At 62.3% G+C, this 19,528-nt stretch carries 20 protein-coding genes (1 of these 20 running past the window's edge); 5 read left to right on the top strand and 15 right to left on the bottom strand.

Going from position 1 to position 19,528, the window contains the following annotated elements; genetic code table 11:
- Positions 1-1,664 carry the 3' portion of a M23 family metallopeptidase gene (locus QD408_RS17280; protein WP_088682836.1) on the top strand. The gene continues 277 nt to the left of window position 1, outside the view, so the window shows 1,664 of its 1,941 coding nt (coding positions 278-1,941); the start codon falls outside the window, past its left edge; its stop codon occupies positions 1,662-1,664.
- A gap of 54 nt (positions 1,665-1,718) precedes the next feature.
- On the opposite strand, the gene clpB is transcribed toward QD408_RS17280, so the two are convergent.
- The 6 genes from clpB to QD408_RS17250 form a co-directional block, all read right to left on the bottom strand.
- Complete coding sequence (clpB, locus tag QD408_RS17275; protein WP_414140139.1) at positions 1,719-4,319, bottom strand: ATP-dependent chaperone ClpB; 2,601 nt, start codon at positions 4,317-4,319, stop codon at positions 1,719-1,721.
- A gap of 253 nt (positions 4,320-4,572) precedes the next feature.
- Positions 4,573-5,292, bottom strand: a complete 720-nt coding sequence (locus tag QD408_RS17270) for a DUF4167 domain-containing protein (RefSeq protein ID WP_414140138.1) — start codon at positions 5,290-5,292, stop codon at positions 4,573-4,575.
- A 344-nt stretch (positions 5,293-5,636) separates the two neighbouring features.
- Entirely contained in the window at positions 5,637-6,497 is an 861-nt protein-coding gene (gene prmC, locus QD408_RS17265; RefSeq protein WP_414140137.1) for a peptide chain release factor N(5)-glutamine methyltransferase, read from the bottom strand.
- Positions 6,494-7,573: a peptide chain release factor 1 gene (gene prfA / locus QD408_RS17260; protein ID WP_088682840.1), complete on the bottom strand. Its 1,080-nt coding sequence runs from the start codon at positions 7,571-7,573 to the stop codon at positions 6,494-6,496. Before prfA ends, prmC begins: the two co-directional genes overlap by 4 nt.
- 28 nt (positions 7,574-7,601) lie before the next feature.
- Positions 7,602-9,869: a phosphoenolpyruvate--protein phosphotransferase gene (ptsP, locus tag QD408_RS17255; protein ID WP_088682841.1), complete on the bottom strand. Its 2,268-nt coding sequence runs from the start codon at positions 9,867-9,869 to the stop codon at positions 7,602-7,604.
- Between the two features lie 89 nt (positions 9,870-9,958).
- A complete protein-coding gene (locus tag QD408_RS17250) occupies positions 9,959-11,233 on the bottom strand; it encodes an aspartate kinase (protein WP_064686444.1) in 1,275 nt (424 codons plus the stop codon).
- A 296-nt stretch (positions 11,234-11,529) separates the two neighbouring features.
- Between QD408_RS17250 and ubiG the strand changes: the two genes are divergently transcribed.
- The 3 genes from ubiG (at position 11,530) to QD408_RS17235 (ending at position 12,907) form a co-directional block, all read left to right on the top strand.
- A complete protein-coding gene (ubiG, locus tag QD408_RS17245) occupies positions 11,530-12,276 on the top strand; it encodes a bifunctional 2-polyprenyl-6-hydroxyphenol methylase/3-demethylubiquinol 3-O-methyltransferase UbiG (protein WP_088682842.1) in 747 nt (248 codons plus the stop codon).
- 62 nt (positions 12,277-12,338) lie between these two features.
- Entirely contained in the window at positions 12,339-12,611 is a 273-nt protein-coding gene (locus QD408_RS17240) for a ribbon-helix-helix domain-containing protein (RefSeq protein ID WP_414140136.1), read from the top strand.
- On the top strand, positions 12,608-12,907 hold the full coding sequence (locus tag QD408_RS17235) for a type II toxin-antitoxin system RelE/ParE family toxin (protein ID WP_414140135.1): 300 nt from the start codon (positions 12,608-12,610) through the stop codon (positions 12,905-12,907). The genes QD408_RS17240 and QD408_RS17235 overlap by 4 nt, the downstream gene beginning before the upstream one ends.
- A gap of 5 nt (positions 12,908-12,912) precedes the next feature.
- Here the strand turns inward: QD408_RS17235 and QD408_RS17230 are convergent, their stop codons facing one another.
- The 4 genes from QD408_RS17230 to QD408_RS17215 are packed head-to-tail and all read right to left on the bottom strand — an operon-like array spanning position 12,913 to position 15,272.
- The gene (locus tag QD408_RS17230) at positions 12,913-13,341 is read right to left on the bottom strand and encodes a DUF1178 family protein (protein WP_414140134.1); all 429 of its coding nucleotides are present in this window, start codon (positions 13,339-13,341) and stop codon (positions 12,913-12,915) included.
- Entirely contained in the window at positions 13,338-14,195 is an 858-nt protein-coding gene (locus QD408_RS17225; protein WP_414140133.1) for a carbon-nitrogen hydrolase family protein, read from the bottom strand. Before QD408_RS17225 ends, QD408_RS17230 begins: the two co-directional genes overlap by 4 nt.
- Positions 14,196-14,205: 10 nt before the next feature.
- Positions 14,206-14,463, bottom strand: coding sequence for a glutaredoxin 3 (grxC, locus tag QD408_RS17220; protein WP_414140132.1), 258 nt, complete (start codon positions 14,461-14,463; stop codon positions 14,206-14,208).
- Between the two features lie 32 nt (positions 14,464-14,495).
- Entirely contained in the window at positions 14,496-15,272 is a 777-nt protein-coding gene (locus QD408_RS17215) for a ComF family protein (protein WP_414140131.1), read from the bottom strand.
- Between the two features lie 77 nt (positions 15,273-15,349).
- Here QD408_RS17215 and QD408_RS17210 point away from each other — a divergent pair, with 77 nt between their 5' ends.
- Entirely contained in the window at positions 15,350-16,234 is an 885-nt protein-coding gene (locus tag QD408_RS17210) for a methyltransferase domain-containing protein (protein WP_414140130.1), read from the top strand.
- A gap of 74 nt (positions 16,235-16,308) precedes the next feature.
- Here the strand turns inward: QD408_RS17210 and QD408_RS17205 are convergent, their stop codons facing one another.
- The 5 genes from QD408_RS17205 to argJ all read right to left on the bottom strand — a co-directional run bounded on the left by QD408_RS17205 (position 16,309) and on the right by argJ (position 19,443).
- On the bottom strand, positions 16,309-16,476 hold the full coding sequence (locus QD408_RS17205) for a Flp family type IVb pilin (RefSeq protein ID WP_088682850.1): 168 nt from the start codon (positions 16,474-16,476) through the stop codon (positions 16,309-16,311).
- Positions 16,477-16,545: 69 nt separating this feature from the next.
- Positions 16,546-16,863: a hypothetical protein gene (locus QD408_RS17200; RefSeq protein ID WP_088682851.1), complete on the bottom strand. Its 318-nt coding sequence runs from the start codon at positions 16,861-16,863 to the stop codon at positions 16,546-16,548.
- Positions 16,864-16,989: 126 nt separating this feature from the next.
- Entirely contained in the window at positions 16,990-17,418 is a 429-nt protein-coding gene (gene mutT, locus QD408_RS17195; RefSeq protein WP_414140129.1) for an 8-oxo-dGTP diphosphatase MutT, read from the bottom strand.
- Positions 17,415-18,221, bottom strand: coding sequence for a GNAT family N-acetyltransferase (locus tag QD408_RS17190; RefSeq protein WP_414140128.1), 807 nt, complete (start codon positions 18,219-18,221; stop codon positions 17,415-17,417). Before QD408_RS17190 ends, mutT begins: the two co-directional genes overlap by 4 nt.
- A complete protein-coding gene (gene argJ, locus QD408_RS17185) occupies positions 18,202-19,443 on the bottom strand; it encodes a bifunctional glutamate N-acetyltransferase/amino-acid acetyltransferase ArgJ (RefSeq protein WP_414140127.1) in 1,242 nt (413 codons plus the stop codon). The genes QD408_RS17190 and argJ overlap by 20 nt, the downstream gene beginning before the upstream one ends.
- Positions 19,444-19,528 lie beyond the last annotated feature (85 nt).

The following is a 19,528-nucleotide window of genomic DNA, read 5'->3' as shown; positions in this document are numbered from 1 at the left end:
CCATCGCCGCGAAACCTTCCGACCGCGCCATCATGGAAGTGTCGACCGTCGTCCACGACGGCGAGAAAGAGGTCGTGCGCCGCCAGCCCTTCGCCCATGTGAAGATGACGCTGGCCGCCAATCACGTCGCGACCGAAGACTATCCGGATTTCGATCCTCTGGCGATCTTTTCCGCCGACGAGCCGCAGCCTGCGCCGCAAAGCCGCACCGGTGCGCTTTATGGTTCGGATGTCGAATCCGAAGTCAGCCTGAAGACCATTCCCTTCCCGACCGGCAAGACCCAAATGAAGATGGCCGCCGGCCTGTCGCTCGAAGAGGTCGAGGAGAACGTGCGCTCCAACGGTTCGGTTTTGACCGATGGCAACACGCAGCTTGCGGCCCTCTATTACGTCGACCCGCGCCGCTTCTCCAACGAGGATGCCGATGTCGACCTGACCGCCGGTCTCGCCGCCCGTGTTCTCGAACAGAACATGACGGTCTCCGCGCCGGAATCGATCACGCCGCAGACCGAGGAATTCGCCGACGACATCCTGCCGGTGCGCACGGACACGACGATTTCCAAAGCGCTGACGGATTCAGGTTATCCGCAGCAATATGCCGATGGCATCGCCGGCTATATCGCGCAGGAACTGGGCACCAACGAACTCGACAACGGCGACGTACTGCGCATCGGCATCATCCAGAAGGGTGAGCAGGCAAAGATCATCCGCGCCAGCGTCTATCGCGGCACGCGCCACCTTGCCACCGTCGCCCTTGACGACAAGGGCAAATACGTGACCGGCAGCCCGCCGCCGATGCTCGACGCCATCGCCACGGCCTTCGACGACAATTCCTTTGCTCCGCCGCCCGGCCAGAACCTACCGCGCGTCTATGACGGCATTTATCGCGCCGCCCTTTCCTACGGCATGACCAAGGATATGACGGCGCTGATCATCAAGCTTCTTGCCAGCAATGTCGATTTTCAGGCGCAGCTGCGGCCGAGCGATACTCTTGAAGCCTTCTTCTCCGTCGCCGACAGCGCCGGCAAGGCGACCGAGGATTCCGAGCTGCTCTACGTCAACGCCCGTTTCGGCGATACGCAGACACGCTTCTACCGCTTCCAGGACCCCGAGGACGGCACGGTCGATTATTTCGACGAGAACGGCAAGAGCATCCGCCAGTTCCTGCTGCGCAACCCTGTCCCGAACGGCATCTTCAAATCCGGCTTCGGCATGCGCCGTCACCCGATCCTTGGTTTCGCCCGCATGCACACCGGCGTCGATTGGGCGGCACCCCGCGGCACGGCAATCATCGCCGCCGGCAACGGCACGGTCGAAAAAGCCGGCTGGGATTCCGGCGGCTACGGCAACCAGACGATCATCCGTCATGCCAATGGATATGAATCCTCCTACAACCACCAGAGCGCCATCGCCAAGGGTGTCGTTCCCGGCGCCAAGATCCGCCAGGGCCAGGTGATCGGCTGGGTCGGCACGACAGGCGAATCCACCGGCCCGCACCTGCATTACGAACTTATCGTCAACGGCACCAAGGTCGATCCGCTACGCATCCGCCTGCCGGGCGGCAAATCCCTGCAGGGCGAGGCGCTGGCGAAATTCGAGGACGAGCGCAAACGCATCGATACGCTGCTGAACAATCAGACGCCGGATCAGGTGGCGAGCAAGTAATCCAAACGAAAATGGCGGCCGAAGCCGCCATTTTGCCATTCCTCGGCAAGCAATTTAAGCCGCTTCGCTGACCGTCTGCCGCGTTCTGAACTGCAGCCGGTCCGAACCGCTCGTCACCTTCACCGTCGATCCATCCGGCACCTGACCGGACAGGATCTGCTCGGCCAGCGGATCCTGCACGAACTTCTGGATCACCCGCTTCAGCGGCCTTGCGCCGTAGATCGGATCGTAACCCTTGTTCGCAAGCCAGTGCCGGGCTTCGTCGTCGAGGTCGATGACGATCTTGCGCTCGGACAAAAGCGCCACCAGCCGCTTCAGCTGGATATCGACGATCGCACCCATCTCCTCGCGCTTCAGGCGATGGAAGAGGATGATCTCGTCGATGCGGTTCAGGAATTCCGGCCGGAAATGCCCGCGCACGACATCCATCACCTGCTCGCGAACCGTATCGCTGTCGTCACCGTCCCTGAGTTGGGTCAGATATTCGGCACCGAGGTTCGAGGTCATGATGATCATCGTGTTGCGGAAATCGACCGTCCGGCCCTGGCCGTCCGTCAAGCGCCCGTCATCCAGAACCTGCAGCAGGATGTTGAAGACATCGGGATGCGCCTTTTCGATCTCGTCGAACAGGACGACCTGATAGGGCCTGCGGCGCACGGCTTCCGTCAACGCGCCACCCTCGTCATAACCGACATAGCCGGGAGGTGCGCCGATCAGCCGGGCGACGGAGTGCTTTTCCATGTATTCCGACATGTCCATGCGCACCATCGCCGTCTCGTCGTCGAAGAGGAAGCGGGCGAGCGCCTTGGTGAGCTCCGTCTTGCCGACGCCAGTGGGGCCGAGGAAAATGAACGAGCCGATCGGCCGGTTCGGATCCTGCAGGCCGGCACGCGCGCGGCGCACCGCGCGCGACACGGCCTGAACCGCATCACCCTGGCCAATCACCGATTTCGCCAGCTCGTCTTCCATCCGCAGCAGCTTGTCGCGTTCGCCTTCCAGCATCTTATCGACGGGAATGCCGGTCCAGCGGGAAACGACATGAGCGATATTGTCGGGGGTCACCACCTCCTGCACCATCGCGCCGCGCTCGCCATCCTGCTTCTCGGCTTCGACGAGCTGTTTTTCCAGATCCGGAATGACGCCATAGGTCAGTTCGCCGGCGCGCTGGAATTCACCTTTGCGCTGGGCGATCGCCAGTTCGTTACGGGCATCGTCGAGTTGCTTCTTGAGATCGGCGGCAAGGCCGAGCTTCTGCTTTTCCGACTGCCAGCGAGCCGTCAGCGCATCGGCCTCCTCTTCGAAAGCAGCAAGTTCGGTCTCCAGCCGCTTCAGCCGGTCGGCGGAGGCGACGTCGGTCTCTTTCTTCAGCGCCTCGCGCTCGATCTTCAGCTGAATGATGCGGCGGTCGAGCTCGTCCAACTCTTCCGGCTTGGAATCCACCTGCATGCGAAGCCGCGCGGCCGCCTCGTCCATCAGGTCGATCGCCTTGTCGGGCAGGAAGCGGTCGGTGATGTAGCGGTTCGAAAGTGTCGCAGCAGCCACCAGCGCCGCATCGGCGATGCGGACCTTGTGATGCTGCTCGTATTTTTCCTTCAGGCCGCGCAGGATCGAGATCGTGTCCTCGACCGTCGGCTCCTCGACCACCACGGGCTGGAAACGGCGGGCAAGTGCGGGATCCTTCTCGACATGTTTTCGATATTCGTCGAGCGTCGTCGCGCCGACGCAATGCAGTTCGCCACGGGCAAGGGCAGGCTTCAGAAGGTTGGAGGCGTCCATCGCCCCGTCCGCCTTGCCGGCCCCGACCAATGTGTGCATTTCGTCGATGAACAGGATGATCTCGCCGTTCTCCGCCTGCACCTCGTTGAGCACGGCTTTCAGCCGCTCCTCGAATTCACCGCGATATTTCGCACCGGCGATCAGCGCGCCCATGTCGAGCGCCATCAATTTCTTGTCCTTGAGCGATTCCGGCACGTCGCCGTTCACGATGCGCAGCGCCAGGCCCTCGACGATCGCCGTCTTGCCGACGCCGGGCTCGCCAATCAGCACCGGGTTGTTCTTGGTGCGGCGGGAGAGGACCTGGATGGTGCGGCGGATCTCGTCGTCGCGGCCGATCACCGGATCGAGCTTGCCCTCGCGAGCCTCGCCGGTGAGATCGCGCGCGAACTTCTTCAGCGAATCGAACCCCTGCTCGGCATTGGAGGAATCCGCCGTCCGCCCCTTGCGAATGTCGTTGATGACCTGGTTGAGACCTTGGGCCGTTACCCCGGCGTTCTTCAGCGTCGAAAAGGTCGAAGCCGAGGATTCGATCGCCAGCGCCTGCAGCAGGCGCTCGACGGTGACGAAGCTGTCTCCGGCCTTCTTTGCCGCCTCTTCGGCGGTCGAAAACACCTTGGCGAGCGGTTGCGCCAGATAGATGTTGCCATTGCCGCCGGAGATTTTCGGCAGCTTGGCAAGAGCCGCGTCATTGGCGAGACGGGCGGCCTTGGCATCACCGCCGGCACGCTCGATCAGCGACGCCGCCATGCCCTGATCGTCGTCGAGCAGAACTTTCAGCACATGCTCGGGCGTGAATTGCTGATGACCCTGCGCCAGCGCATAGGTCTGGGCCGACTGGACGAAACCGCGCACCCGCTCCGAATATTTCTCGATATTCATATTCCACCTCCTGGATCGCCCTGCCCTTTTCTAGGCGCAGACCGATGATTGAGATCGACCCCCTGAAAAGGCAGGCCGCGCTTGGCCCATCTGGGATTTGGGCGAAGCAGTTCGAGGAGAATATGGTAGCCTATCCGAAGAGTTTAAAGAGCCCGCAAAATGAAAATCCCCGGCACGAGGCCGGGGATTTTCAAGGAAATTCGAGCAGATGGCATAAGCGACTGGCTCTCCCCGAAAGGAGAGGCGCAATCCCTCACTCCGAAGCAGCGTCCGCCAGAACAGGCGCATCGGCGGAAGCACCTTCGCCTTCGGAAGCACCGTCACCTTCCGCGCCGCGGCGCGGGCGACGGGGACGGTTGCCGGGGCTGCGGCGGCGAGGCTGGCGTTCGCGCGACTGGCCGGCGGAACCTTCCTCGTCCATGGCGACCTCGGCCGGAATGCCTTCGATCTCCGGCTGCGGGCCGGTTCCGTCGATGACCTCGGGCTGGGGGGCCGGGGCAGCTGCGGCAACAGGGGCCGGCGCCGGCTTCGGCTGATGCTGCCTGCTCTGCGGCGGCTGGACGACAACGACGTCGTCGCCGTCATTGTCGTTGGCATCGATGTCGTCGCTGTCGCGGTCGGCGGCTTCGCGATCATTGTATTCGCCGCGGTCGTCGCGCTGGAAGCGTTCCTGCATCTGCGCCTGGGCGCTGGCGATGATACGATTGTAGTGTTCGGCGTGCTGAAGATAGTTCTCGGCGATCACCCGGTCGCCGGAGCTCTGGGCATCGCGGGCGAGCTGCGCGTATTTTTCGGCAATATGCTGGGCAGTACCGCGAATCTTCACATCGGGGCCGGAACTGTCATAGGTCCGGGTCAGCGGGTTACCGCCCTTGCGGTTGAAATTGTTGTTATTGTTATTTCCACCGCCGCCATTGTTATTATTGTTGTTACCACGCCCTCGACCGCGCTTGTTCTGCTGTCCTGGCCTCATAGATCGTTCACCTGAATTCTCTGTTTGTGATGGATACATGGCACCAACCGCCATGACCGGAAAACCGGGTCAGGACCTTTGTGCCGCGAGCATACTGCGCCTTTGCGCCGACCTGCCGCTTGGTTCTCAAGTCAGTTTGACTGATTCACGCATTGGGTCGTGTTCAACCGTTGAAACTCTCGTTTAAAAGAGCGGACCCCCGAGGCAAACCAAGTACCGAACGAATCTCGTTCATTCCTATCTGCCCAACACGTGACCGCAACCTATCTTGCTTCCCCCGGAAATCCAAGCGTTTTCTTCGCAATAGCAATAATGTTCTGTTCAATGCCGGCAATTATCGCCGGTTACGCGAGCGCGAACACGAGCACCCTGTCGTTTTGACCATAATCCTTAACGGATTTGAGGCGCTTGAAGCCTTTCGCTTCGAAGATCGCCGTCACATCGTTTCGCTGATCGTAGCCGATTTCCAGTCCCACGACCCCATCGGGCCTCATGAACCTTGCCGCATCCTTGGCTATGGCTTTGTAGGCGTCAAGCCCATCCGGGCCGCCATCCAGCGCTGCAACCGGATCAAATTTCGTCACTTCGGGAGCGAGATCGTGAATGACATTGGAAGCAATATAGGGCGGATTTGAGACAATCACGTGAAACGAGCCCTGGATGTTCTCGAACCATTTCGACTGCACGGCCTGAAAGCGATCCTGCAACCCGTTTCTTTCTGCGTTTGACTTTGCCGTCCGAAGTGCATCCGACGATATGTCGCTGCCGATACCTGACGCCTCGGGACATTCGCTCAAAAGCGCGAGGCATATCGCCCCGGTCCCGGTTCCTACATCAAGGATATGGAGATTGCCCTCGGCCTTTGCAAGGTCCCTGAGATAGGGAAGCATCGTATCGACCAGAATTTCGGTATCGGGACGCGGCTCGAGCGTTTCCGCCGAAAGCCGAAGCGGCAGGCCGTAGAATTCCCGCTCGCCGAGAATGCGGTGCACCGGCTCATGGCCGAGCCGCCGTTCCAACGCCTTTGCAATCGCTTCGGCCTGATCGGGAGAAAGCCTCTCGGCCGACCGCGTCAGGAGTTCGGTCGACGACAGCTTCAGCAGGCCGGCGACAAGCAGCCGCGCATCGGTCAGCGGATCGGCGATACCGCCTTCGGTGAAGCGGCGGCGCGCTTCGGCAAGCATATCGGCGATCGTCCGGCTCACTGCTGTTCGCCGAGCTGCGCCAGCTGGCTCGCCTGATAGTCGGCCATCAGCGCATCGACGACCTCCTCGATCTCGCCTTCCATCATCCGGTCGAGCTTGTAGAGCGTCAGGTTGATGCGGTGGTCGGTCACCCTCCCCTGCGGAAAATTATAGGTGCGGATGCGCTCGGAGCGGTCGCCGGAGCCGACCTGGCTCTTGCGATCGGCCGAACGCTCGCTGTCGGCCCGCTGCCGCTCGGCATCGTAAAGCCTGGAACGCAGCACCTGCATCGCCTTGGCGCGATTCTGGTGCTGCGATTTTTCCGAGCTGGTGACGACGATGCCTGTCGGCAGGTGGGTAATCCGCACCGCCGAGTCCGTCGTATTGACGTGCTGGCCACCGGCGCCCGAAGAACGCATCGTATCGATGCGGATGTCTTCCGGTCGGATCTCGATATCGATCTCCTCGGCCTCCGGCAGCACCGCCACCGTCGCGGCCGACGTATGGATGCGCCCGCCCGCCTCGGTTTCCGGCACGCGCTGTACGCGGTGCACGCCGGATTCAAATTTCAGCTTGGCGAAAACGCCCCTGCCGGTGATCGTCGCGATGATTTCCTTGTAGCCGCCGGCTTCACCCTCGCTTGCCGAGAGCACCTCCACCTTCCAGCTCTTCTCGGCGGCGAAGCGCTCGTACATGCGAAAGAGATCGCCGGCGAAAAGCGCCGCTTCCGAACCGCCGGTGCCTGCCCGGATTTCGAGAATTGCGCTCTTTTCGTCCGCCGCATCCTTCGGCAGGAGCAGGATCTGCATCTCCTGCTCCAGCGCCTCGATCCGCTCCTTCACCTCGGGCAGTTCGAGTTCGGCGAGATCGCGCATCTCACGATCGACCGACTTGTCTTCGAGCAGCGTGTCGAGATCGGCAAGCTCGGCGACCGCCTTCTCATAGGCCCGGATCTTCGTCACCACCGGCTGCAGCTCGGAATATTCGGATGCGAGCTTCACATAGACGTCGGCGGCGGGGCCGGCCGACATGCGCGCTTCGATTTCGCCGAAACGGCGTTCCAGCTCGCGCATCTTTTCAACGGGAAGCTTCGCCACCCTTCACTCCGATTCTTCTTGTCTAGGCCTAAAGGGGAATATTGTGGCTCTCGGCGAAGCGGGCAAGCACTTCGCGCATCGGCACCATGGCGCTGTTATCGTCCAGCACCTCGTTCATCGCTTTCGTCAGCGCGCCGACATCCAGCCCGAGCAGCATCGCCTTCACAGGCCCGATCGAGGCCGGCGACATCGAAATCGAGCGGAAACCGATGCCGAGCAGTGCCATGGCCGAAATCGGCTTGCCGGCCAGCTCGCCGCAAAGGGTCACCGGCGTCTTGTTCCGGTCCGCCCCGCGCACGATATCGCGCAGGATGCGCAGGAACGGCTTGCCCAGCGGATCGAAGCGGTCCGAGACCCGTGCATTGCCGCGGTCGACGGCCATCGAAAACTGGAAGAGGTCGTTCGAGCCGACCGAGACGAAATCGACCGCCTCCATCAACTCGTCGAGCTGCCAGAGCAGGGCCGGCACCTCGAGCATCGCCCCGAACTGCAGCTTGCGCGGCAGCCCGTGGCCGAAGCGCGAGAGATGCTGCACTTCCTTCTGCAGGAGTTCGCGCACCATCTTCAGCTCGGAAACCTCGGTCACCATCGGCACCATCAGCTTCAGCTCGGTGCCGGCCGATGCCTTCAGCATGGCGCGCAGCTGGGTGCGCAGCAGTCCCGGCCGGTCGAGCGACAGCCGGATGGCGCGCCAGCCGAGCGCGGGGTTTTCTTCCTCATGACCGCGGAAATAGGGCACCACCTTGTCGCCGCCGATATCGAGCGTGCGGAAGGTAACGACGCGGCCCGCCGCCTGCTTCAGCACATTGCGGTAGAACAGTTCCTGCTCCTCCGCCTTCGGCATGGTGGAGGCGATCATGAACTGCAGCTCGGTGCGGAAGAGGCCGATGCCCTCCGCGCCGGATTCCGACAGCTGCGGCAGGTCGACCAGCAGGCCGGCATTCATCATCAGCGAGATGCGGTGTCCGTCCTTGGTCACCGGTTCGATGGCGCGCAGCGCCCGGAACTGCTCCTGCCGCCGGGCGCGGAAGCGGACCTTTTCCTCATAGGAACGCCGATGATCGGCCATCGGCCGCAGGTGCACATGTCCCTCGTCGGCGTCGATGATCACGGCGTCGCCGTTCTCGGCGAGCGCCACCACGCCGGCCGCCTGGCCGATGACCGGAATGCCCATGGCGCGCGCGACGATCACCACATGGCTCGTCACCGCCCCTTCTTCCAGCACCAGCCCGCGAACGTTGGAGCGGGGATAATCGAGCAGCTCGGCCGCGCCCATGGCGCGGGCCAGAATGATCGCATCGTTCGGGAAGCCTTCCGCGGTCGTCCGGCCGGTATAGCCGGTCAACTGCCTGAGCAGCCGGTTCGCCAGATCCTCGAAATCATGCATGCGTTCGCGCAGATAAGGGTCGGTCAACCGCATCATCCGCGCCTTGGTGTCGCTCTGCACCTTCTCGACTGCCGCTTCCGCCGTCAGGCCGTTGCGGATCGCCTCCTCGAGCTTGCGCACCCAGCCCTGGTCATGGGCGAACATGCGATAGGTTTCCAGCACCTCGCGATGCTCGCCCTCCATCGACACGTCGCGGCGCGACAGCATGTCGTCGATCGAAATCCTGAGCGAGCCCATGGCCTCCGCCAGCCGCCGGATTTCCTTCTCCGCATCCTCGTTGAGCAGGTTGGTGACGACGATGCGCGGTTCGTGCAGCACGACATAGCCGAGGCCGATGCCGTCATTGTAAGTATCGCCGTCGATCGTCACCGAGCGCGTCAGGTCGAGTTCGAGCCCGGGCTTGGTAATCTTCTTGAGCTCGCCGGTGGCGATCATCTCGGCGAGCACCATCGCCGTCGTTTCGAGCGCCTCGACCTCCTCGTCGCGATAGTTGCGGCTCGCCTTGTTCTGCACGACGAGAACGCCGAGCGAGCGGCCGGTTCGGAGAATCGGCACGCCGAGGAAGGAATGGTAGATTTCTTCGCCCGTCTCGGGCAGGTAGCGGAAGGCCGGATGCGACTGCGCGTCGGACAGGTTCAGCGGCTGCGCCGAAGCCGCAATCGTACCGACGAGACCCTGGCCCATCTTCAATTGCGCCAGGTGCACGGCTTCGCGGTTGAGACCTTCGGTCGCATAGAGTTCGAGCACACCGTCGGCGCGCAGCACGTAGACGGAGCAGACTTCCGCCACCATGTTGCCGGCGATCTGGCGAACGATCCGGTCAAGACGGTCCTGCGGCTCCAGCGGCTCTGCCATCAACTCGCGCAGCCGCCTGAGCAGCACGCGCGGACCGCCGGAAAGGTCTCTCATGACGTCTCAAGCTCCCGAAACAACGCTCTCAGTCCCGGCGGGCCTGCCTCCGTCTCCTCAACCTGAAGGGGCAGCCCGCCCACTGGGAATCAATTCTTATCCAGACCGTAGCAGGAATGCAAAGTCCTGACAGCGAGTTCTGCATAGGGACCGTCGATCAGGATGGAAATCTTGATCTCGGAGGTCGTGATCGCCTTGATGTTGATGCCTTTTTCGGCAAGTGCACGAAACGCGGTCGCGGCGACGCCCGCATGGCTGCGCATGCCGATGCCGATGACGGATACTTTCACCAGCCCCGATTCGTTCTGCACGACATCGTAGCCGATCTTCTCCTTATGGTCGCCGAGAACCTTGATCGCCTTCTCGACGTCGCCAGACGGCACGGTGAAGGTCATGTCGGTCTTCGATCCGTCCTCGGAAATATTCTGAACGATCATGTCGACATTGATATGGGATTCGGCAAGCGGCCCGAAGATCGCGGCGGAGACGCCCGGCCGGTCGGCAAGACGGCGAAGCGAGATCTGAGCCTCATCCTTGGCATAGGCGATGCCGGTGACTACTTCCTGTTCCACGATTTCATCCTCGTCACAAATCAGCGTTCCGGGCGGGTTCAACAGATCGCCCATGCCCGGAGCATCGGGATCTTCGAAAGACGAGCGCACGAAGGTACGCACCTTATGCACCATGGCAAGCTCGACCGAACGCACCTGCAGCACCTTGGCGCCGAGCGAGGCCATCTCCAGCATTTCCTCGAAGGCGATCTTCTTCAGTCTGCGCGCCTGCGGCACGATGCGCGGATCGGTCGTATAGACGCCGTCGACATCGGTGTAGATATCGCAGCGATCGGCTTTGACAGCAGCCGCGATGGCGACGGCCGACGTGTCCGACCCGCCGCGCCCGAGTGTCGCGAGGCGGTTGTCCGGTCCCAATCCCTGGAAGCCGGCGATGACGGCGACCTGTCCCTCGCCCATCCGCTTGATGATGTCGGAGCCGTCGATCTCCAGGATACGCGCCGCGCCATGCGCATTGTCGGTGCGGATCGGGATCTGCCACCCCTGCCATGAGCGGGCATTGATATCCATCGCCTGCAATGCGATCGCCAGCAGACCTGATGTCACCTGTTCGCCGGAAGCGACCACCGCGTCATATTCGCGCGCATCGTAAAAGGGAGAATTGGCGCCGATCACCTTCGGCATGCCCTGCACCCAGCCGACCAACTCATTGGTCTTGCCGGACATGGCCGAGACCACCACTGCGACCTCGTGACCGGCATCGACTTCGCGTTTCACGTGGCGGGCAACGTTCTTGATGCGGTCCAGGTCAGCGACGGACGTGCCGCCGAATTTCATTACGATGCGTGCCATATGCCTCTACCACGACTGGCGCCGGAAAGCGGAAACCCCGACCCGGCATCACGAAAGCTCTGGGGCGGACCGCTTGGCGAAAGAGCCAAGCCCCCAATTTCTGGAACCGCTCTAAAAGCCCAGGCCCTGAAGGCCCCAAGTGCGGCGTCTCTTAGCGAGTTTGGCGGGGGGAGGCAAGCACACGATATAAAGCAATTGCCGAGCGCCTCCACGCTCGTCGCTCCTTGATACCCACGCCCCTTGACTTATGCCCCCGATCGTCCGACTTCACATCTCACGAACGCAAGGAGAAGACGATGACGGAAACCGCCAGGAGCACGATCGACCAGGGCGAAGTGGACCGCTTCTCGGCGATGGCAGCGGAATGGTGGAGCCCGACCGGCAAGTTCAAGCCGCTGCACAAGTTCAATCCCGTCCGCCTCGCCTATATAAGAGACAAGGCTTGCGAGAATTTCGGCCGTGATCCGAAAAGCGCCCGCCCGCTCGAAGGGCTGCGTGTGCTCGATATCGGTTGCGGCGGCGGCCTTCTGTCCGAACCGGTCGCTCGCATGGGCGCCACGGTCGTCGGCGCCGATCCGTCCGAAAAGAATATCGGCATCGCCTCGACACACGCCAGGGCGTCCGGGGTTTCGGTCGATTATCGCGCCGTCACCGCCGAGGAGCTCGCCGATGCCGGCGAGACCTTCGATATCGTCCTGAACATGGAAGTGGTCGAACATGTCGCCGATGTCGAACTCTTCATGACGACCTGCGCGAAGATGGTCCGCCCCGGCGGCCTGATCTTCGTCGCCACCATCAATCGCACGATGAAGGCGGCGGCGCTTGCCATTTTCGCCGCCGAAAACATTCTGCGCTGGCTGCCGCGCGGCACCCATCAGTATGAAAAACTGGTGCGCCCGGAAGAGCTGGAAAAGCCGCTCACGGCAAGCGGCCTCGATATCACCGACCGCACCGGCGTCTTTTTCAATCCGCTGTCCAACCAGTGGAACCTGTCCAAGGACATGGACGTGAACTACATGCTGCTGGCAAAGCGCGAGGCGTAAGCAAGTCTTCGCATCCGGAAAACTATGATAAGGTCGATCCGTTCATCCGAAGGAGAAACTCGATGAGCGAAGCCGCAAAAATTACCGTTACCTTGGAACCTCGTCTCGAAGAATATGTGCGCGACGAAGTTGCCCGCGGCGCCTTCAAGTCGAGCAGCGACTATATCGAAAGCGTGCTGCGTGACCGTTACAATGACGATCAACGCGTTCACGAATTGGAAGATGAACTGCAAAAAGGCATCGACGATCTGGAGGCAGGGCGGACCGTATCCCTTGAGGACGCATTCAACGGTGTTTATGCCGAACTCGGCCTGGACAAGCTCCGCAGTCGATGAAGGTGGCCTTCTCCCGGGCCGCCCGTGCCGATCTGCTCGCAATCGGCCGTTATATTCTTGAACAAAATCCAACGCGCGCTTTGCCGTTCATGGACGAATTGCATTCTGCATGCGTGGAGATTGCGGACATGTCGCATGCCTTCGTCGAACTTCGGTTGCCAAGACTGAGAGGAGTGCGAAGGCGCCCTTTCGGAAACTATCTCATCTTCTATCGAATTGAGGGCTCCACCGCTCAGGTGATGCGCATCCTGCATGGCGCGCGCGACTACGTCGGCATCCTTCGACGGCTGAGTTAGGCATCTCAGTTCACATCCTCGGGCAGCACCGGAATGGCCGCGATCTCGATGCCCTCTTCCACGAGCGCCTGTGCCTCGTCGACCGTCGCCTGGCCGATGATGCCGCGGGCATCCGCCTCGCCGTAGTGGATCTTGCGGGCTTCCTCGGGAAACTTCGTGCCGACATCCTCGGAATTGGCCTTGACGGCCGCGACCGCCTCTTTCAGCTTTTCCAGGGACTCCCGGCGCATGGCGTCCATCGCCAGCGTCTGCCTCTCGTCCTTCTTGCGCGCGGTCGACACCGAAGGCGCCATCAGGAGCTTGGAGACGGCGGCGGAATGGCAGACCGGGCAGGTCAGGAAACCGCTCTCGACCTGGCGGTCGAAATCGGCGCTCTCCGAAAACCAGCCTTCGAATTCATGCGCATTGTCACAGGTAAGGGAATAGCGGATCAAGCGGCGACGCCTCCTGCGACTGCCCCCGCGATTTTCTCGACCGAGAATTCCCGGCCGTTCCTCAGGTTCGGGATCTTGTCATGAGCGGCCTTGACCGCGCCTGGATCGATCTCGGCGATGATGACAGCCTCGCCGGTGGCGCCGGCCGAGGCCAGCACCGTGCCCCAGGGATCGATGATCATCGAATGGCCGAAGGTCTCCCGGCCGTCCTCGTGCCGGCCGGCCTGTGCGGCGGCAATGACGAAGACGCCATTCTCGATCGCGCGGGCCCTCAGCAGGATTTCCCAATGCGCCTCGCCGGTCTGCCTGGTAAAGGCGGCGGGAACCGTCATCACCTCGGCGCCGGCAACGGCCTGGGCGCGAAACAGCGCAGGGAAGCGAACGTCGTAGCAGATGGCAAAGCCCATTTCCGCGAAAGGCAGCGACAAGACACGCGCTTCCGAGCCTGCCGTATAGGACGCACTTTCGCGCCAACTCTCGCCATTGTCGAGATCGACGTCGAACATATGGATCTTGTCGTAGCGATTGAGGATTCGCCCATCGGGACCGAAGAGGAAGCCGCGATTGGCGATCTTGCCGTCGTCAAGCGCGATCGCCGTCGAGCCGACATGCATGTAGATCCCGAGTTCCCTGGCCAGCTCGGAGCCGGTCCTGACGATGATGTCATGCGTCTCGTCAGCGAGCACAGCGCGGGCGGCGGCGCGGTCGCGTTGCAGCATGCCGGTCATCTCGGGCGTCTGCACATAGGCAGCACCTTGAGCCGCTGCCTCGCGCACCAGCCGCGCCATGGCTGCGGCATTCTTCACCGGATCGACCCCGGAGCACATCTGAACGGCGGCGGCCTTGAAGCTCATCGGTTCTTCCTCAAGCAGCCAGCATTGGATCGAGCTTGCCGGCCCGATCGAGCGCGAAGAGATCGTCGCAGCCGCCGACATGATCGGCGCCGATGAAGATCTGTGGGAAGGTGCTGCGCCCGTTCGACTTGCCGATCATTTCCTGGCGAAGATCCGGCGAATAGGTCGCGTCGTGTTCGACATATTCGACGCCCTTTTCTTCGAGAAGGGACTTGGCGCGGGCGCAATAGCCGCAAAACTGTCGTGTATAGATGGTGACGGGTACCATGATATCTCCAGACGGGTGCCGGGGTATTTCTGTCATATAGGCCCGGAGAGAGCCCTTGCAAAGGTCAAAACCGTGATCTCAGCCGCACCCGCCTTGCGCAGTGTCCGGCTTGCGGCGGCGACCGTCGCCCCCGTCGTATAGACGTCGTCGACGAGCACGATGCGCTTGCCGAAAACGTCGTTTTCGCAGCCCTTGGCAATCGCGAAAGCGCCTCTGACATTATCCTCGCGCGCCTTCGCGCCGAGGCCGACCTGCTGGCTGGTGCGCTTGACACGGACGAGCGTCGCGGCGAGCAGCGGCTTGCCCGAAAGCTTCGCCATATGCCGGGCAAGCTCGGCCGCCTGATTGAACTTGCGCGCCAGCATGCGGCTGCGGTGCAGCGGCACTGGGATCAGCGCATCGCAGCTTTCGACCGTCCCGTCGGCGGCGCGCAGCATCCAGGCCGCCATCATCGGCGCCAGATCGGTGCGGTCGCGGTATTTGAGCCCGTGAACGAGATCACGGATGGCATGGTCGTGGGTCGCGGCCGACCGCAGCCGGTCGAAGGGCGGCGGATTGGCGATCGCCTCGGCGCTGAGAATGCCGGCGCCGAGATCGTGCGAGAAGGGAATGCCGAGCACTTCGCAATAGGGCCGTTCGATGAAACGGATGCCGGACCAGCATTTTGCGCAAAGCCCGCGATGACCGCCGGTCGAGATGCCGCAGACGGAACAGGCGGGCGGATAGAGGAAATCGGCCAGCGCCGAAAACGGCCGCAAGATCTGCGCCCGCAGGAATTCCATCGGTCTTTCGAAATGGATCGATTTCATGCCAGCGAGATTAGCCTGTTCTCTCCCAAAGGAAAATCGCCTTGCCGCTGAGACGGCGCGGGACTAAGGACATCGCCATGGAAACGATCTTCGACAGAGCCCTGATCGCCGCACATCGCCATCGCGCGCTTGTCAACAACGACCCGAAAGCCGCCTTCCTGCTCGACATCGCCGCCGAGGAAATGGCCGAAAGACTTGCCGTCGTCGAGCGGACATTCGAGACCGCCGTCGAACTGCACGGCGCGACCGGAGCGGCCGCCCGCGCTGCAATGGCGACGGGCAAGATCGGCACGATGATCCGGGTCGAGAGCGAGAAAGCCTATGCGGCCCCAAGCGAAACCTTGATCGAAGCGCCGCTCGAAGACGTGCCGCTCGAGCCGCAATCGGCCAATCTCGTCCTGGCGCCGCTCAGCCTGCATCTGACCAACGATACGCCTGGCGTTTTCATCCAGATCCGGCGCGCCTTGAAGCCGGACGGCCTGTTCCTGGCCGCGATCCCCGGCGCCGGCACGCTGCAGGAACTGCGCGAGGTGCTGCTGGCCGCCGAACTCGAGATGACGGGCGGCGCAAGCCCGCGCGTCATCCCCTTCGCCGATGTGCGTGATGTCGGCGGCCTGATGCAGCGCGCCGGCTTCACCCTGCCGGTGATCGACACGGAGAATTATACGGTAAGATATGACTCGCTCTTTCCGCTGATGCGGGATCTGAGGGCGATGGGCATGAGTAATCCGCTCGCAGCCCGCGCCCGCATGCCGCTGACGCGCGCCTTCTTCCTGCGCGCAGCCGAGATCTACGCCGAGCGCTACTCCGATCCCGACGGGCGCATCCGCGCGACCTTCTCGATCATCTATGTCTCAGGATGGGCTCCGCACGAGAGCCAGCAAAAGCCGCTCCAGCCGGGTTCGGCCAAGGCACGCCTTGCCGATGCGCTGAAGGTGGACGAGCACAAGCTCAGGCAATAGTGCAATTCCAGGGAAAGTGTGAGCCATTTTCGGACAACGTCATGCTCTCACTCTTGATCGAGCCGGCTTCTTCGTCAGTCCCCCGGCAGAGTGTCGATGATCACGTTGAAAACGTTCTGCAGGCTGCCGGTGAAGGCGCCGAGACCGGCGATGAGCGCAGTGCAGATAATGGCAGCGATCAGGCCGTATTCCACCGCCGTCGCACCTCTGCGATCTGTAAGATATGCTTTCAAAAGGCGCATTGCCCCAACCCTCTGCGCGAACCGACTGCAACCATCAATTCCACGGCCATCGAATGATGGCCGGCATATTCAGCAACCGGCGCCGACGCCGTATCCCTGGACGACGCAGACCGAACCCGGCGTATCCTGCAGGACGCTGCGGCGGATCGTATAACGCTTGCCGCCTTCGTCCTTCGGGATCGATCCGGTCGTGATCGTATCGAAATCCACCGGCGCGCTGGCGAAGACGCTTTTCTTCGAGGAATCCGCAAGCATCGGCGTCAGGATGAGTGTCAGCGCGACCACAGCCGTACCGAACAGAAGGGCGATATTGAGCGCACCCGTCCTGCGCGAGGCAGACGAAGCCCGTTCCTTTTCCCGGACAGCTTTCCAGAAATCATCGTCCATGACGTCAAGCCTTTTAATACACGCACGCCAGATGCTTGATTGAGGCCGATCTTTGGCAGAAGGTGTTAAACGATCCATTAATATCCACAGCCGAAAACGACGTGGCACAATAATAATAAGCTAATGCTAAAGTAGATCCTGCAGCATCGGGATGAGCGGCTCGTCGGCCGGCGGCATCGGGTAGTCGCGCAGCGCCTGCGACCGCACCCATTTGAGCGCCTGGCCCTCGCGGCCCTGCGGGATGCCCTCGTAGCGCCGGCAGATATAAAGCGGCATCAGAAGGTGGAATGTCTCGTAGGAATGGCTGGCGAAAGTGAGCGGTGCGAGGCAGGCGATCTTGGTCCTGATGCCGAGCTCCTCTTCGAGTTCGCGCACCAGCGTTTCCTCCGGCGTCTCGCCGGGCTCCACCTTGCCGCCGGGAAATTCCCAGAGCCCGGCAAGCGACTTTCCCTCGGGACGCTGTGCCAACAGGATACGCCCATCGGCATCGATCAGCGCGCAGGCGGCGACCAGCAATATCTTCCGGCCATTGCACTGTATGAGAGGCTCGCTCATCGCGGCTCCTGCTGCCAATAGCAATAATGATAGGCGTCGCGGAAGCCGAGGCGCTCGTAGAGCGCGATGGCCGGACGGTTGGAAAGCTTCACCTGCAGCCAGGCCGAGCGGGCGCTGCGCATGCGCGCCCAGCGCAACGCCGAGGCCAGGATCTCGGTGCCGAGTCCCTCCCGCCGCCGCGCCTCGGAGACCGCAAGCGACATGATGCCGGCAAGATCGTTATCCTGGACGCAAAGCACGGTCGCGAGCGGACCTTCGACCGCATTCTCGATCATGAACAGACCCGACGGCGGCTTGATCGCCGAAATGATTTCGGCAAGCGCCGGCTTCAGCGTCGACGGCGCCCCATCGACGGCAAGGTTTGCGTCGACGAAGCGGCCGATATCATGGGTCGGCAGGTGATCGAGCGTATCCGGCAGTTCCGCCTCGGCAAGGTCGCAGGTCATTACCACGGTCTCGTCGAACTGCGTCCACTTCTGGGCGCGCAGAAGCTCGATCAGCACCGGCGAGGCAAGCGGCGTCTGGCGAACCACGGCGGGGCGGCCATAGGCCTCGAACTTCCGGCTTGCCTTTTCCAGGCGGATTTCGACGTCGCGATGATCCGAGGGATCGAGCGGCACGATGGAATTCAGCCGATTGGACGGATGGCCCGCCGTCAGCCGCACCTGCCAGCTGCCGTCATATTGCACGGATGCCGCCGGCCAGGCGCGAAAGCCGACGGCCTCCAGCCTGCGGACCAGCGGCAGATTCTGTTGGGAAATGGATATCTGCGCCAATGAACGATCAGCTCCGATAGTCGCCATTGATCGCAACATATTCCTTGGTGAGGTCGCAGGTCCAGACGGTTGCCGACCCAGCGCCGAGGCCGATATCGACTTTGACGGGGATATCCTGCGCCTTCATGACGTCGGAGGCCGCCTGCTCGGAATAATCGGGATCGCGCTCGCCGTTGACGGCGACCCTGACGTCGCCGAACCAGATGGCGAGCCGGTCGCGGTCGGCCATCTCGCCGGACTTTCCAACGGCCATGACGATGCGGCCCCAATTGGCATCTTCGCCGGCAGCCGCCGTCTTGACCAGCGGCGAATTGGCGATCGACAGCGCGATACGCTTGGCGGCGGCATCGCTTTCGGCGCCCGTCACGGTGATTTCGAGCATCTTGGTCGCACCCTCGCCGTCACGCACCACCTGCAGCGAAAGATCCTTCAGCACTTCGTTGAGCGCGGCGCGGAAAGCGGCAAGACGCGGATCGTCGGCGCGTTCGACGCGGGCCTGACCGTCCTCGGCCGCCGCACCCGTCGCAAACAGCATCAGCGTATCGGAGGTGGAGGTGTCGCTGTCGACGGTCATGGAATTGAAGGTCGGGCCGACGCCGTCGGACAGAAGCGCCTGCAAGGCTGATGGAGCGATATCGGCATCGGTGACGACGAAGGAAAGCATGGTCGCCATATCGGGCGCGATCATGCCGGCGCCCTTGGCAATGCCGTTGATCGTCACGGCAACGCCGCCGATTTCGGCACTGCGGGTCGAAACCTTCGGATAGGTGTCGGTCGTCATGATCGCCTTGGCGGCCTCGAACCAGAAATCGCCGGTCGCCTCGGCCTGCATCTTGTCCAGAACGCCTGAGAATTTGGCGGCATCGAGCGGTTCGCCGATGACGCCCGTCGAAGCCAGGTAGACCTCGTTTTCGCCGCAGCCGACGGCAGCGGCAGCCGACTTCGCCGTCAGCTCGGTCGCCTGGCGGCCCTTCAGGCCGGTGAAGGCATTGGCGTTTCCGGAATTGACGACGACGGCGCGGGCGCTGCCGTGCGGCAGGTTCGCGCGGCAGAAATCGACCGGCGCCGAAGGGCACTTGGAACGGGTAAAGACACCTGCGACCGATGCCGGCTTGTCGAAGACCATCATCAGCACGTCGGTACGGTTCTTGTATTTGATGCCGGCGGAAGCCGTCGCCATACGCACGCCGCGCAGCGAAGGCATCTGGACGAAGGATTTGGGGGCGAGCGGAGAGACGGAACCGGACATGATGCGACACCTGCCAATGAGCATTTCCGGGCAAAAGGAAAACCGTTCGGCCTCCGGAAATGCGACAACACGATGATAGTGAAGG

This window comes from Rhizobium sp. BR 249 (assembly GCF_047445895.1).
Taxonomy (GTDB): Bacteria; Pseudomonadota; Alphaproteobacteria; order Rhizobiales; family Rhizobiaceae; genus Rhizobium.
Note: the sequence above shows the minus strand (reverse complement) of the source record. Positions and strands in the feature narration are given on the sequence as shown.

Bases quoted from the DNA above. Each gene is read 5' to 3' on its own strand.
- QD408_RS17240 (WP_414140136.1), top strand. From the start codon at position 12,339: ATGAGCGAAGCCGCAAAAATTACCGTTACCTTGGAACCTCGTCTCGAA.
- clpB (WP_414140139.1), bottom strand. From the start codon at position 4,319: ATGAATATCGAGAAATATTCGGAGCGGGTGCGCGGTTTCGTCCAGTCG.
- argJ (WP_414140127.1), bottom strand. From the start codon at position 19,443: ATGTCCGGTTCCGTCTCTCCGCTCGCCCCCAAATCCTTCGTCCAGATG.
- grxC (WP_414140132.1), bottom strand. From the start codon at position 14,463: ATGGTACCCGTCACCATCTATACACGACAGTTTTGCGGCTATTGCGCC.
- ptsP (WP_088682841.1), bottom strand. From the start codon at position 9,869: ATGAGAGACCTTTCCGGCGGTCCGCGCGTGCTGCTCAGGCGGCTGCGC.
- QD408_RS17190 (WP_414140128.1), bottom strand. From the start codon at position 18,221: ATGGCGACTATCGGAGCTGATCGTTCATTGGCGCAGATATCCATTTCC.
- QD408_RS17250 (WP_064686444.1), bottom strand. From the start codon at position 11,233: ATGGCACGCATCGTAATGAAATTCGGCGGCACGTCCGTCGCTGACCTG.
- QD408_RS17205 (WP_088682850.1), bottom strand. From the start codon at position 16,476: ATGCGCCTTTTGAAAGCATATCTTACAGATCGCAGAGGTGCGACGGCG.
- mutT (WP_414140129.1), bottom strand. From the start codon at position 17,418: ATGAGCGAGCCTCTCATACAGTGCAATGGCCGGAAGATATTGCTGGTC.
- QD408_RS17200 (WP_088682851.1), bottom strand. From the start codon at position 16,863: ATGGACGATGATTTCTGGAAAGCTGTCCGGGAAAAGGAACGGGCTTCG.
- QD408_RS17270 (WP_414140138.1), bottom strand. From the start codon at position 5,292: ATGAGGCCAGGACAGCAGAACAAGCGCGGTCGAGGGCGTGGTAACAAC.
- QD408_RS17235 (WP_414140135.1), top strand. From the start codon at position 12,608: ATGAAGGTGGCCTTCTCCCGGGCCGCCCGTGCCGATCTGCTCGCAATC.
- QD408_RS17210 (WP_414140130.1), top strand. From the start codon at position 15,350: ATGGAAACGATCTTCGACAGAGCCCTGATCGCCGCACATCGCCATCGC.
- ubiG (WP_088682842.1), top strand. From the start codon at position 11,530: ATGACGGAAACCGCCAGGAGCACGATCGACCAGGGCGAAGTGGACCGC.
- QD408_RS17225 (WP_414140133.1), bottom strand. From the start codon at position 14,195: ATGAGCTTCAAGGCCGCCGCCGTTCAGATGTGCTCCGGGGTCGATCCG.
- QD408_RS17215 (WP_414140131.1), bottom strand. From the start codon at position 15,272: ATGAAATCGATCCATTTCGAAAGACCGATGGAATTCCTGCGGGCGCAG.